Below are 12529 nucleotides of genomic sequence, written 5' to 3' on the forward strand. Positions count from 1 at the left end.
GCGGTTTTGCCCGCGGCCCTGATATTCCTGATTGCCGGAAACCGCCGTCAAACGCGACGCTCGACCATCATCTTCTTGATTTCTGCGATGGCCTTGGCAGGGTTCAGCCCCTTCGGGCAGGCCTGCGCGCAGTTCATGATGGTGTGGCAACGATAAAGGCGGAAAGGGTCTTCGAGGTTGTCGAGACGCTCACCGGTTGCCTCGTCGCGGCTGTCGATCAGCCAACGATAAGCCTGCAGCAGAACAGCCGGGCCGAGATAACGGTCGCCGTTCCACCAGTAGCTGGGACAGGAGGTCGAGCAGCAAGCGCAGAGAATGCACTCGTAAAGGCCGTCCAGCTTCTGACGATCTTCATGGCTCTGCTTCCATTCCTTGGCAGGCGTCGGCGAAACCGTCTTCAGCCAGGGTTCGATCGAACGATGCTGGGCGTAGAAGTTGCTGAGATCAGGAACGAGATCCTTCACAACCGGCATGTGCGGCAGCGGATAGACCTTTACGGTACCGTTGATCTCATCCATTCCCTTGGTGCAGGCGAGTGTGTTCGTGCCATCGATGTTCATCGCGCACGAACCGCAAATGCCTTCGCGGCAGGAACGGCGCAGCGTCAGCGTCGGATCGATGTTGTTTTTGATGTAGAGAAGCGCATCGAGAACCATCGGGCCGCAATCCTCGACATCGATGTAATAGGTATCGATGCGCGGATTCTGACCGTCGTCCGGATTCCAGCGATAGACCCGGTATTCGCGAACATTCTTGGCACCGTCCGGCTTCGGCCAGACTTTGCCTTCGTTGATCTGAGAGTTTTTGGGGAGAGCAAGTTCAACCATGTCCAATTCCTCTCAAATCAGTAGACGCGCGCCTTCGGCGCGATCTTCTTGGGATCGATGCCATCGGCGATCAGTTCGGTGTGAACAGGGCGGTAGTCTAGCTTCACGTCGCCTTCCGGGCTGACCCAAGCGAGCGTGTGCTTGCGCCAGTTGACGTCGTCACGACCGGCAAACGGGCCGTCCACGAAGTCTTCACGCGCATGCGAACCGCGGCTTTCCTTGCGGGCTTCCGCGCCGTAAACCGTGGTGATGGCGTTGGCCATCAGGTTATGCAGTTCCAGCGTTTCGACCAGATCGGAGTTCCAGACCATCGAGCGGTCGGTAACCTTGACATCCGGCAGTTCCTTCCAGATCGCCGAGAGCCGGCGGCAACCGCTCTCAAGCGATTCCTGTGTACGGAACACCGCAGCGTCGTCCTGCATGGCGCGCTGCATCTTATCGCGCAGAACAGCGGTTGGCGTTGCGCCATTGGCGTAACGCAGGCTGTCGAAGCGCTCCATGATCTTGTCACAGGCTGCAACGTTCAACGCCGGTACCGGCGCTGCACGGTCAATCACCTCTGCAGCGCGGATTGCCGCTGCGCGGCCGAACACAACGAGGTCGATCAACGAGTTGGAACCGAGACGGTTAGCACCGTGAACCGATGCACAACCGGCTTCACCAACAGCCATCAGGCCGGGAATGACACGCTCTGGATTGCTGCTGTCAGCGTTCAGCACTTCGCCCCAATAGTTGGTCGGAATGCCACCCATGTTGTAGTGAACCGTCGGCAGAACCGGGATCGGCTCGCGCGTCACATCCACACCGGCAAAAATCTTGGCGCTTTCGGAGATACCCGGAAGGCGCTCGTGCAGGATCGCCGGATCGAGGTGATCCAGGTGCAGGAAGATGTGGTCCTTGTTCTTGCCAACGCCACGGCCTTCGCGGATTTCCATGGTCATGCAGCGGGACACGACGTCACGCGAGGCAAGATCCTTGGCCGAAGGCGCGTAACGCTCCATGAAGCGTTCACCTTCGGAGTTGACGAGATAACCGCCTTCACCGCGTGCACCCTCGGTAATCAGGCAGCCTGCGCCGTAGATACCGGTTGGGTGGAACTGAACGAATTCCATGTCCTGAAGCGGAAGGCCCGCGCGTGCGATCATACCGCCGCCGTCGCCCGTGCAGGTATGCGCGGAGGTCGCCGAGAAATAGGCGCGGCCGTAACCGCCGGTGGCCAGAACGACCATCTTGGCGGAAAAACGATGGATCGTGCCGTCATCAAGGTTCCAGGCGACGACACCGGTGCAACGGCTGCCGTCATCCGACATGATGAGGTCGAGCGCGAAATACTCGATAAAGAATTCCGCGTTGTTGCGCAGCGACTGGCCGTAAAGCGTGTGCAGGATGGCGTGACCTGTACGGTCGGCTGCGGCGCAGGTGCGCTGCACCGGCGGGCCTTCACCATAGTTCTGCATGTGGCCGCCGAATGGGCGCTGGTAAATCTTGCCTTCCGCGTTACGCGAGAACGGAACACCATAGTGCTCGAGCTCATAGACCGCCTTGGGCGCTTCCATGGCGAGATACTGCATGGCGTCGACGTCGCCGAGCCAGTCAGAGCCCTTTACGGTGTCGTAAAGGTGCCACTGCCAACAGTCGGGCGTCATGTTGGTCAGCGAAGCGGCAATACCGCCCTGAGCCGCGACCGTATGCGAACGCGTCGGGAAAACCTTGGTGATGCAGGCCGTGCGGAACCCCTGCTCGGCCATGCCGAGCGTGGCGCGAAGACCAGCACCGCCGGCACCAACAACAATCACATCATAGGAGTGATCGACATAGGTGTAGGCCTTGCCATTCTGGGAAGGTGAACTTGGAGATGCCATGACCGGATTATCCTGCGAATGCGATTTTCAGAATGGCGAAGACGCAAAGGCCGCCAACCAGAATCGCGAAAAACGTATTGAGCATCAGAAGAACGAGCTTCGGGACCTCGGCGTGAATGTAGTCTTCAATGATCACCTGCATGCCGAGCTTCATGTGGATGAGGCCGGAAACGACCACCAGACCCATGATCACCGCAACAAGCGGGTTCGACAGCGCAGCGGCGACGTCCGCATAGGGAGCGCCAGCATACTTGATCAGGAAGATCACGAAAAAGATCAGCAGAGGAACGTTGGCAACAGCCGTGACGCGCTGACGCCAGAAATGCTCTGTGCCTTCCTTGGCGGAGCCAAGACCGCGGACCTTGCCGAGAGGTGTACGCATATCCATGAAAATATCTCCTCAGCGCACGATCAGGGCGATGACCCAGATCAGCGCGGTCAGACAGATCGACACGACGAAGGAAGCCTTCGCAAGCTTGGTCGTGAAGTGCTTGTCGAAACCGTGTCCCAGGTCCCACATGAAGTGGCGCAAACCGCCCAGCAGGTGATGAACAAGCGCCCAAGTATAACCGATCAGGATGAGCTTGCCGATGATGGTGCCCATCGCCCAGTCGACCCAGGCGTAATAAGCCTCGCCGGTCGAAATGGCGATCAGCCACCAGGCGACGAGTAGCGTGCCGAAATACAGTGCGCCGCCCGTAATACGGTGCACGATGGATGCGGCCATCGTCGGAATCATCTTGTAGACTTGAAGATGCGGCGACAAAGGCCGATTATTTGTCGTGTTCGCCATCAGAACCTCGCGGCGTTTTCCCGTGCGCCCGCAACTGCGAACGCCCCCAAGCAACAGCACATGACGAAAGAATGTGCATTGCACCAACCGCGACGTTTAATCGCATGGGAACATCACCACAAGCAGATTCCACGGTCGATTCGAATTTAATCGATTGGGTCGGACGATTTTTTGCAAAAAAAGTGTCGCAAAAATAAAAAGTCGAGCGTTTCCAAGATCACCAGCCCGAAATTTTTGACCTTTACGTAAATCAGAAATGCTGTAATTTACATTTTGTTAACTAAAAAAACCGGAGAAAAAGGATCATGTTACTGCGTCGAATCGCCGGCTTCTCCCTTGCATTCGCAAGCCTCATTTTCACGGTTTTGCCTTCCGCGTCAGCAGAGAATTTCAGCTATCGCCATAATAATCGGCACCAGCAGCAGCAGACCAGCTTTTCAACCGATGGCCTGCCCTCCACGCTCCCCGGCGGCACCTACAGCGGTGCTATTGCCGCGCTGAGAGTCCGTGGCAACGGCAACTACTTTGCCATTGGCGGTGGTTTGTCCTCTGGAAACAGACCCGCTTCGATCGGATTGCAGCCTGCCCCGAGAGCCAAAATCATCAAGGTGAATGCCGTAACGGCGAACGAAGCCTGTGCCTGGGAGCATGGTGTCTGCGTGATCCGCCCATGAGCGACCCGCTTCAATCCGTTGGAGAACTTTCTCTGTCCCCAGCTCAGACAAACCGCCAGACGGTTGTCTTCTTGATTTCGCTGTCTTCCAGCGCACGCGTCACCGGCACCTGATAGGTAGCCATTGCCTCAAGGCGATCTTTCGGAAGATAAGCTCGGCCGGGATCACCAACCAGAACGGTAACGCCCTGTGTCGCCAGATGCCGTAACCAAGGCACCAGCAGATCAGCGAAAGAACGGTCATAAAACACGTCACCGGCAAGCAGCACCTCGGCGCCGATGTCCTGACCGATGAGATTGGCCGCCGAAAACGCAACATCGACGCCGTTCAGCGCAGCATTCAAAGCCACCGACGCTCCCGCCCAGGGATCGATGTCGACGGCCTCCACCGCTGCGGCTCCGGACATCGCGGCTGCAATGGCAACCATGCCCGAGCCGCTTGCGAAATCCAGCACGCGCTTTCCCCGCACGCTTTCAGGATGATCGATAACGAAGCGGGCAAGGCCCTGCCCTCCCGCCCAGGCAAAGGCCCAGAACGGCGGTGGCAAACCGATCTCCTCCAGCTCCTCTTGCGTCTTCAGCCACAGATCATGGGCCTCTGTCGCCAGATGGAGCTGCAGTTCCGGCACATGCGGAGGACGCATGATGCCGGTGTTGTCGAGGATGAAACGTTCGGGATCGGTCTTCACGCCTTCAGCATCATTCTGGCGAAAGAGGAGGATTGTCGAGACCACCCATGCGGCAGACCTCGAAATATTCCTCTTCGGTCACCGGCTGCACAGAAAGCCGCATCGAGGTGACCAGCGACATGTTGGCAAGCTTAGGGTTCGCCTTCACGTCCTTCAGAGAAACGGACTTCGGCATGTCGCGGACAGCCTTGATATGCACGCAGTCCCAACGGGCATCGCCTTCCGCAGTGGAATCCGGCCGCGACAGCTCGCAAACCTCAACGATGCCGACGACGTCCAGCCCCTCATTGGAGTGATAGAAGAAGCCCTTGTCGCCAATCTTCATGGCGCGCATGTTGTTGCGCGCCTGATAGTTGCGAACGCCGGTCCACTCCTCACCCTCTTCGCCCTTGGCTTTCTGCTGCTCCCAGGACCATTTGAACGGTTCAGATTTGTACAGCCAGTAATTCGCCATCGCCAATTACGCTCCCGGATTGTTGAAGACCCAGTTGTAGGGCTTTACATCAACGCTCTCGAACAATCCTGCCTTTGCATAGGGATCGGCATCGGCCAGCGCCTTGGCAGCATCGATATCGGCCGCTTCGACGATAACCAGGCTGCCATTCGGCTTGCCTTCGCTATCCAGAAACGGGCCGGCGATCTTCAGCGTTCCCTCGGCATTCAGCTTGTTCAGGTGCTCCAGATGCGCCGGACGCGTATCCATGCGCACGTTCAGATGGCCAGGCTTGTCCTTGCAGATAAAAGCAAACAGCATTCTCGTCTCCTCATTTGGCCTGCCAACCTTATTCGGTGGTGATCGGCCGTGTCATCAATTGTTGCATGGCGCTTGCCACGTCCAGATTGCCGTCGATGATGGCTGCAACAGCTTCCGTCACGGGCATATCGACTGAATATTGTGCGGCAAGTCGAGCCGCGACGGCGGCTGCAAAAGCGCCTTCGACCAGACCACCGGACGCGTCCTTGCCTTCATCGCGGCCGAGCGCGATCCCGAAACGCAAATTTCGCGATTGATGGCTGGTCGCCGTTAACACCAGGTCGCCAAGCCCCGAAAGACCACGCACCGTATCCGCCTTGCCGCCCATGGCAACAACGAGACGCGACATTTCCGCAAGCCCGCGAGAAATGAGCGCAGCGCGGGCAGAATCGCCAAGCCCGGCGCCCTCAACGATCCCGGCGGCAATGGCCAGCACATTCTTCAAGGCGCCGCCGAGCTGCACGCCGATACGATCGGTGGATGCATAGAGACGGAACGTCTTGCCGCTGATGGTTGCTGCCAGCCTCTCCGCAACAGCCACCTCTTCGGCGGCAATCGCCATCGCGGTTGGTAGTCCACGGGCGATGTCGGCAGCAAACCCAGGACCGGAGAGAACCGCGACCGGATGGTGAGGCAATTCTGCTTCAAGAAGCTCAGTCAAAAGCCGACCAGAGGCGCGATCGATGCCCTTGGCACAGGTGACAATGACGGCATCCCTGGCAAGATAGGGGCCATAATGTCGTGCTGCATCCGCATGCGCCTGCGACGGCATGGCGAAAAGGACGATACCGGCATCGGCGAGCACATTTTCTTCTGCCGAAAATGCCAGCGCATCCGGCAGACTGACACCGGGCAACGCCGCTTCATGCACCCTGTCGGATCGAAGATCGGCCATCAGCGACGGATCACGACCGAGCAGCGTGACATCATGGCGGTTTTCCAGCGCGACGACCACGGCCAGCGCGGTTCCGAAGGCACCTGCGCCAATCACGACGATTTTTTCACGCTGCATCAGGCCTTGGCTCCTCTTTTGCCGAACCCGATCAGGGTTTCCGCATTGGCATCAAGCGGCCAGCGCGAACGCGGTTGAATATCGAGCGAATCCGGCTCGCGGCCATCGGCCATACGTTCCAGACCCGCCCAGGCAATCATCGCAGCATTGTCGGTACAGAGATGGTGTGGTGGCGCAACGAAGCGGAACCTGTAGCTATCGCACAGCGCCTGCAATGTGCTTCGAATTTCCTGATTGGCAGCAACCCCGCCAGCCACCACCAATGCCGGTTCGCCAGCGATATCCGTAAACTCCTCGCGGAACCTAGCAAGCCCACGGCCGATACGGTCCTTCAGGGTACGCGATACGGCCTTCTGGAACGAAGCGCAGATGTCGGCAATGTCCTGATCCGAAAGCGGCGCAATGGCCGTCGCTGCCTGCCGCACGGCCGTTTTCAAACCGGAGAAGGAGAAGTCCAGCCTTGTTTCGCCGACCATTGGACGGGGCAGCGAAAATCGGTCCGGATTTCCTGTCGCTGCAGCTTTCTCGACGGCAGGTCCACCTGGATAAGGCAGCCCCAGAAGTTTCGCCGTCTTGTCGAAGGCCTCGCCCAGCGCATCGTCGATGGTCGTGCCCCAGCGTTCATATTGCCCCACGCCACGAACAAGAACGAGCTGCGTGTGACCGCCGGAGACCAGCAGCATCAGATAGGGAAAAGACAGACCATCGGTCAGACGCGCCGTCAGCGCGTGGCCTTCCAGATGGTTGATCGCATAAAGCGGCTTGCCGGCCGCCTTGGCAATCGCTTTGCCGGTCATCAGACCAACGATCAAGCCGCCGATCAAACCCGGACCGGAGGTGGCGGCAATGGCATCGACATCGGCCAGGGTCAAACCCGCCTGCTCGAGCGCTTCCTCGACAAGCGTGTCGAGCGCTTCAACGTGAGCACGTGCAGCAATTTCAGGCACCACACCGCCATAGGCGCTGTGTTCGTCGAGCTGCGACAAAACGACATCCGAAACGATCTCTCCACGCCCGTCGGCATGGCGAACCACCACGGATGCAGCGGTTTCATCACAGCTCGTCTCTATGCCAAGGATACGAAGAAAGGAGGCCATCAACCTGTTCGTTCATTGCGGTCAAAGGGAAACTTAGGTACGGAAACACCCGGTAACAATGGATAGACGCGGATGCAAACAAAACCTTTCCGAATCGGCACACGCGGCAGCCCTCTGGCGCTAGCGCAGGCCTATGAAACCCGGAACCGGCTGATGTCAGCGCATGCTCTGCCGGAAGACATGTTCGAAATCGTCGTCCTGTCGACCAAGGGTGACCGCATCACCGATCGCGCTCTATCCGAAATCGGCGGCAAAGGCCTGTTTACCGAAGAGCTGGAAAACCAGCTTGTCTCCGGCGAACTGGATATTGCCGTCCATTCGTCCAAGGACATGCCAACGATCTTGCCTGAAGGGCTGCACCTTTCCGCATTTTTGCCGCGCGAAGACGTCCGCGACGCCTTTATCGGCCGCACCGCGCCGAAACTGCTGGAATTGCCACAGGGCGCCGTCGTCGGTTCGGCCTCGTTGCGGCGTCAGGCCCTGATACGCCGACTGCGCCCAGATCTGAACGTCATCGTTTTCCGCGGTCTGGTCGATACGCGCCTGCGGAAACTTGCGGAAGGCGATGCCGATGCGACATTGCTCGCCTTTGCGGGATTGAAGCGTCTCGGAAAAGAGGCGGTTCCGACGGAAATTCTCGATCCGAAGGAATTTCCCCCCGCACCCGCGCAAGGGGCGATCTGTGTAGAAAGCCGCATCGGCGATACGCGCATTGATGAATTGCTGGCCGCGATAAATCACAAGCCGACATTTGATGCGGTAACGTGCGAACGCGCGTTCCTCGGCGCGCTGGACGGCTCTTGCCGCACTCCAATCGCCGGCCTTGCCGTTTGCGATGATGGCGAGCTTCATTTCCATGGCGTGATCCTTACGCCCGATGGCCAGACAAGCCACAGCGTCGAGATATCGGGCAAATGTGCGGATGCCGCATCGCTGGGTCGAAAAGCCGGGGAAGATGTTCGCTCCAGAGCGGGCTCCAGTTTCTTCGAAGGGTGGAGCTAGGCTCATGCGGATCGTCGTCACCCGGCCGGAACGTTCCGGCAAGAAGACGGCGGCAAAGCTGAAGGCGCTGGGCCACGATCCAGTGCCTTTGCCCCTGTTCCATCCGATCCACTATGGCGACTTGGCCGGGGCGGCTCTCGCCGCGCCAAAATCCGCACTCGCCGTCACCAGCGCCGAAGCGATCCGGGCGCTGAAACCGCTCGGCACGTCACTCACCCCGTATTTCACGAAGCCGATCTTTGCTGTTGGCGAGGCAACCGCTGACGCCGCAAGGCAGGCCGGTTTTCAAAACATTTTCACCGCTGCTGGCGACGGGAAATCGCTGGCAACGCTTGTGGTGGAAAATCGCGCCCTGTTGTCGCGCAGCGCACCTCTGCTCTATCTTGCCGGCACACCGCGTGCCCCTTCTTTCGAAGCAGGACTTCAGTCAGCCGCCATCGCATTTACGGTGGCCGAGTGTTACGAAATGCGGGAGAATGATTTTCTCCCTGACGTCTGGGATGCGGCGCTTGTCTCCGCAAAAGTGGACGTGATTCTGCTTTATTCGGCTGAGGCGACGCAGGCTTTTTTTCGCATCGCAACAAAACCGCCTTATGCTTCAGCGTTGGCGGGCACACGCTTCATCTGCATGAGCGAAAACGTGAAAGCCCATATCCCCGATGCTTTTAGCGCCCAGACCCGCACGGCAGCGACGCCAAGCGAGGCTACAATGTTAGAAATCTTGCACGCCATCGCAGGAACCTAATTCCCTCTCGCCTCTTTCCTTTGCCGTCATCACTGACTAGGTTTAGACTATTGCAGGCAGAAATGAGGTTGTCATGGTATCGGGAAAGCCGCCACGCCACTCCAAGTCCAAAGCCGAGCCAGTCACGATTGATCTGGACGCAAAGGATGTGACGGAAATCGGCAAGGAAAGCCCACCGACGCCGGAGGTTTCAGTCTCCACCAACCAGACCGAGACGCCGAAAAACGCTCCCGCAGATACCGCCGGGACGGAAAACGTCAAATCGGAAGCGCCTAAACCCATCTGGGATCAACCGGTCAGGACTCCGATCGAACCACAACCCAATGTCGGGACGACGGAAGGCGTAAAAGTAGAAGGGCCGAAGCCTGAGGCCACTGCCAAACCGGCTTCGAGTGCAGCGCCGAAGCCAGAGCAAGCTAAGCCAGAGCAAGCCAAGACAGAGCCGCCAAAACCACAAGCGACGAAGCCGTCGCCCGAGACGAAAAGCTTTGGCGCCACGACACCCCCACCGAAAAAAGACGAGCCGGGCCGTTCGAACAATTCCGGCTTGATTGCAGCGGGTATCGTCGGCGGCCTCGTTGCCCTTCTTGCGGCGGGCAGCATGCAATATGCCGGTTACCTGCCACCATTCTCCGGAACCAGCAGCTCTGCCGAAGAACTGAATGCGCTGAAAACACAGATTGCCAACCTGCGCGAGCAGGTCGCCAACACGCCGGCAGCCACGACCGATACATCTGCCCTGGAGCAGCGCATCGCGGCCCTTGAAAGTGGCAGCGCCGGCAGTGCCGATACTTCTGCGCTGTCCGAAAAAATCGCCGCGCTGGAAACTGCGCTGCAATCGCAGACGTCGGCGCAGGGTTCGGCAACAGAAGACCTGACGCGACGTCTTGGGGAAGCCGAAGCGAAGATCAACGAACCACGTGACGATATCGAAGTCGCTCGTGCCATCGCATCGGCTGCGTTGAAGGCGGCAATCGACCGTGGCGGTCCTTTCCTGACCGAACTCGACACACTCGCCAAGGTAACGCCAGATGACCCGGCCATTGCGTCCTTGCGATCGTTCGCTACGACAGGCGTTCCGTCCCGCGCCGAGCTGCTTCGGAATTTCCCCGATGTCGCCAACACCATGCTGTCGGCCATCAATCAGCCTGATCCCAATCAGGGGATCGTTGAGCGCCTGACGGAAAGCGCCTTCTCGCTGGTCAAGGTCCGCCCTGTCGGAAACATCGAGGGAGAGACCCCTGATGCCGTCATTGCGCGTATGGAAAACAAGCTTCGCAATGGCGATCTTCAGGGCGCAGCGCTTGAATGGGATTCCTTGCCCGATGCGGCCAAAACCGTATCCGCCGACTACAAGAAATCTCTGGATGCACGCATTAACGTCGAGAATCTGGTGGGTGATACGCTGAACCGCGCCATTGGCAGCACTGGCAAGCAGGGGTAAGGGCATGACCAGAATTCTGACTTTCGTCGCTATCGTTCTGGCTCTTGGTTTCGGTTTTTCCTGGCTGGCAGACAGACCTGGCGTCCTGTCGATCGTCTGGCAGGGACAGCTGATTGAGATGAGCCTGATGGTTGCGGCATCCATCGTCGCAGCCCTCGTTGCCGTCGTCATGCTCGTCTGGTGGCTCGTCAATGCGATCTGGACCTCACCGAATGCAGCACGGCGTTATTTCAGGGCCCGCAAGCGTGATCGCGGCTATCAGGCCTTGTCGACGGGTTTGATTGCAGCCGGTGCCGGCAACGCGCTTCTGGCCCGCAAGATGACGGCGCGGACGCAAGGCCTGCTTAACGCCGACCAGGAACCTTTGATCCATCTGCTTGAAGCACAGGCAGACCTCATCGAAGGGAAATACAATGCCGCACGCCGCAAGTTCGAGGCGATGGCGCAGGACCCTGAAACACGCGAGTTGGGCCTTCGTGGTCTCTACATCGAAGCCCGGCGACAGGGCGCTCATGAAGCAGCCCTGCAATATGCCGAAGATGCCGCCGAAAAAGCACCCTATCTGCCCTGGGCAGCGCAGGCGACGCTGGAAAACAAATGTCGCAACAATCAGTGGGATGACGCTATCCGTCTTCTCGATCAGCAAAAAGCAGCAGGTGTCATCGAACGTGGCGAAGCCGAACGCCTGAAAGCCGTACTCTTGACGGCAAAAGCTGGCGAAAAGCTCGAAAGCGATCCGGTTGGCGCTCGAGACGATGCCAAGCAGGCGTTGAAGCTGGCGAAAACACTGGTTCCCGCTGCTCTCGTTGCGGCGAAATCCTATCTGCGCGAAGACAACCTTCGCAAGGCCGCTTCTGTTCTTGAGCCGGTCTGGAAAAGCAGCCCGCATCCGCAAATCGCCGAACTCTACGTTCGGGCCCGCAGCGGCGACACGGCAATAGACCGCCTCAAGCGCGCCGAGCGACTGGAAAGCCTCAAGCCGAACAACATCGAGTCGCTGTTTGCAGTGGCGCAAGCCGCCCTCGACGCCAAGGAATTTGCCAAAGCGCGCACGAAGGCCGAAGCCGCAGCGCGTATCGAGCCTCGGGAAAGCATTTTCCTGCTGATGGCGGACATCGAGGAAGCGGAAACCGGTGATCAGGGGCGAGTGCGCTACTGGATGGCGCAGGGACTGCGTGCACCACGCGATCCGGCCTGGGTTGCAGACGGCATCGTCTCGGAAAGATGGCTTCCAGTCTCGCCTGTTACCGGGCGCCTGGATGCGTTTGAATGGAAGGCACCGTTCGGCCAGCTCGAAGGACCAGTCGAAGACGTCGCAATCGACCATGCTTTGGCAGCGGTTCCTGCAAAGTCGGAACCTGCGCCGAGAATTGTTGTCGAAAATGAGCCTCCGCGCAAAGACAACGACATCACGGTTACCCAAAAACAACCCGAGACCGTGGAGATCAAACCCGCTGTGGTGGCCGTGAAGGAACCAGAAAAGGCGCCAGCGCCTGCACCGGCTGCGCCAATCAACGGCGATGCTGAACCCGTTCCCTTTTTTGGCGGCGCACCGGATGATCCGGGTGTGAAAAAACCGGGCAGCGAACCGGAAGCCAAAACCAGGCTCAAACTTTTCTGAGAGCACAAGG

14 protein-coding genes are annotated in these 12529 nt (G+C 58.9%); 5 read left to right on the forward strand and 9 right to left on the reverse strand.

From position 1 onward, the window contains the following. Positions 1 to 47 precede the first annotated feature (47 nt). From FY156_14065 to sdhC, 4 genes are read right to left on the reverse strand one after another with little or no spacing between them, the layout of a single operon-like run. Positions 48 to 827, reverse strand: a complete 780-nt coding sequence (locus FY156_14065; GenBank protein UXS02509.1) for a succinate dehydrogenase iron-sulfur subunit — start codon at positions 825 to 827, stop codon at positions 48 to 50. Between the two features lie 17 nt (positions 828 to 844). Further along, a complete protein-coding gene (locus tag FY156_14070) occupies positions 845 to 2689 on the reverse strand; it encodes a succinate dehydrogenase flavoprotein subunit (protein ID UXS02510.1) in 1845 nt (614 codons plus the stop codon). A gap of 7 nt (positions 2690 to 2696) precedes the next feature. Beyond that, positions 2697 to 3077, reverse strand: coding sequence for a succinate dehydrogenase, hydrophobic membrane anchor protein (gene sdhD / locus FY156_14075; GenBank protein UXS02511.1), 381 nt, complete (start codon positions 3075 to 3077; stop codon positions 2697 to 2699). 12 nt (positions 3078 to 3089) lie between these two features. Further along, a complete protein-coding gene (gene sdhC, locus FY156_14080) occupies positions 3090 to 3482 on the reverse strand; it encodes a succinate dehydrogenase, cytochrome b556 subunit (GenBank protein UXS02512.1) in 393 nt (130 codons plus the stop codon). Between the two features lie 305 nt (positions 3483 to 3787). Here sdhC and FY156_14085 point away from each other — a divergent pair, with 305 nt between their 5' ends. Next, entirely contained in the window at positions 3788 to 4156 is a 369-nt protein-coding gene (locus FY156_14085; GenBank protein ID UXS02513.1) for a hypothetical protein, read from the forward strand. A gap of 43 nt (positions 4157 to 4199) precedes the next feature. Here the strand turns inward: FY156_14085 and FY156_14090 are convergent, their stop codons facing one another. The 5 genes from FY156_14090 to tsaD are packed head-to-tail and all read right to left on the reverse strand — an operon-like array spanning position 4200 to position 7707. Next, a complete protein-coding gene (locus tag FY156_14090) occupies positions 4200 to 4844 on the reverse strand; it encodes a methyltransferase (GenBank protein UXS02514.1) in 645 nt (214 codons plus the stop codon). 10 nt (positions 4845 to 4854) lie between these two features. Further along, the gene (locus tag FY156_14095) at positions 4855 to 5298 is read right to left on the reverse strand and encodes an EVE domain-containing protein (GenBank protein ID UXS02515.1); all 444 of its coding nucleotides are present in this window, start codon (positions 5296 to 5298) and stop codon (positions 4855 to 4857) included. A 6-nt stretch (positions 5299 to 5304) separates the two neighbouring features. After that, positions 5305 to 5598 (reverse strand): YciI family protein, encoded by a 294-nt coding sequence (locus FY156_14100; GenBank protein UXS02516.1) that lies wholly within the window; start codon positions 5596 to 5598, stop codon positions 5305 to 5307. 28 nt (positions 5599 to 5626) lie between these two features. After that, the gene (locus FY156_14105; protein ID UXS02517.1) at positions 5627 to 6610 is read right to left on the reverse strand and encodes an NAD(P)-dependent glycerol-3-phosphate dehydrogenase; all 984 of its coding nucleotides are present in this window, start codon (positions 6608 to 6610) and stop codon (positions 5627 to 5629) included. Then, positions 6610 to 7707, reverse strand: coding sequence for a tRNA (adenosine(37)-N6)-threonylcarbamoyltransferase complex transferase subunit TsaD (tsaD, locus tag FY156_14110; GenBank protein ID UXS02518.1), 1098 nt, complete (start codon positions 7705 to 7707; stop codon positions 6610 to 6612). The genes FY156_14105 and tsaD overlap by 1 nt, the downstream gene beginning before the upstream one ends. A 72-nt stretch (positions 7708 to 7779) precedes the next feature. Here tsaD and hemC point away from each other — a divergent pair, with 72 nt between their 5' ends. From hemC to FY156_14130, 4 genes are all read left to right on the forward strand, one after another. After that, a complete protein-coding gene (gene hemC, locus FY156_14115; protein UXS02519.1) occupies positions 7780 to 8709 on the forward strand; it encodes a hydroxymethylbilane synthase in 930 nt (309 codons plus the stop codon). Between the two features lie 4 nt (positions 8710 to 8713). Beyond that, a complete protein-coding gene (locus FY156_14120) occupies positions 8714 to 9454 on the forward strand; it encodes a uroporphyrinogen-III synthase (protein UXS02520.1) in 741 nt (246 codons plus the stop codon). A 73-nt stretch (positions 9455 to 9527) separates the two neighbouring features. Beyond that, a complete protein-coding gene (locus tag FY156_14125) occupies positions 9528 to 10898 on the forward strand; it encodes a hypothetical protein (GenBank protein ID UXS02521.1) in 1371 nt (456 codons plus the stop codon). A 4-nt stretch (positions 10899 to 10902) separates the two neighbouring features. Then, the gene (locus FY156_14130; GenBank protein UXS02522.1) at positions 10903 to 12519 is read left to right on the forward strand and encodes a heme biosynthesis protein HemY; all 1617 of its coding nucleotides are present in this window, start codon (positions 10903 to 10905) and stop codon (positions 12517 to 12519) included. The last annotated feature ends 10 nt before the right edge of the window (positions 12520 to 12529 follow it).

The organism is Agrobacterium tumefaciens (assembly GCA_025559845.1).
Taxonomy (GTDB): domain Bacteria; phylum Pseudomonadota; class Alphaproteobacteria; order Rhizobiales; family Rhizobiaceae; genus Agrobacterium.

Excerpts from the sequence above, each read along its gene's own strand:
- FY156_14070 (UXS02510.1), bottom strand. The coding sequence starts at position 2,689 with ATGGCATCTCCAAGTTCACCTTCCCAGAATGGCAAGGCCTACACCTAT.
- FY156_14100 (UXS02516.1), bottom strand. The coding sequence starts at position 5,598 with ATGCTGTTTGCTTTTATCTGCAAGGACAAGCCTGGCCATCTGAACGTG.
- hemC (UXS02519.1), top strand. The coding sequence starts at position 7,780 with ATGCAAACAAAACCTTTCCGAATCGGCACACGCGGCAGCCCTCTGGCG.
- sdhC (UXS02512.1), bottom strand. The coding sequence starts at position 3,482 with ATGGCGAACACGACAAATAATCGGCCTTTGTCGCCGCATCTTCAAGTC.
- FY156_14120 (UXS02520.1), top strand. The coding sequence starts at position 8,714 with ATGCGGATCGTCGTCACCCGGCCGGAACGTTCCGGCAAGAAGACGGCG.
- FY156_14105 (UXS02517.1), bottom strand. The coding sequence starts at position 6,610 with ATGCAGCGTGAAAAAATCGTCGTGATTGGCGCAGGTGCCTTCGGAACC.
- sdhD (UXS02511.1), bottom strand. The coding sequence starts at position 3,077 with ATGGATATGCGTACACCTCTCGGCAAGGTCCGCGGTCTTGGCTCCGCC.
- tsaD (UXS02518.1), bottom strand. The coding sequence starts at position 7,707 with ATGGCCTCCTTTCTTCGTATCCTTGGCATAGAGACGAGCTGTGATGAA.
- FY156_14095 (UXS02515.1), bottom strand. The coding sequence starts at position 5,298 with ATGGCGAATTACTGGCTGTACAAATCTGAACCGTTCAAATGGTCCTGG.
- FY156_14130 (UXS02522.1), top strand. The coding sequence starts at position 10,903 with ATGACCAGAATTCTGACTTTCGTCGCTATCGTTCTGGCTCTTGGTTTC.
- FY156_14085 (UXS02513.1), top strand. The coding sequence starts at position 3,788 with ATGTTACTGCGTCGAATCGCCGGCTTCTCCCTTGCATTCGCAAGCCTC.
- FY156_14065 (UXS02509.1), bottom strand. The coding sequence starts at position 827 with ATGGTTGAACTTGCTCTCCCCAAAAACTCTCAGATCAACGAAGGCAAA.
- FY156_14125 (UXS02521.1), top strand. The coding sequence starts at position 9,528 with ATGGTATCGGGAAAGCCGCCACGCCACTCCAAGTCCAAAGCCGAGCCA.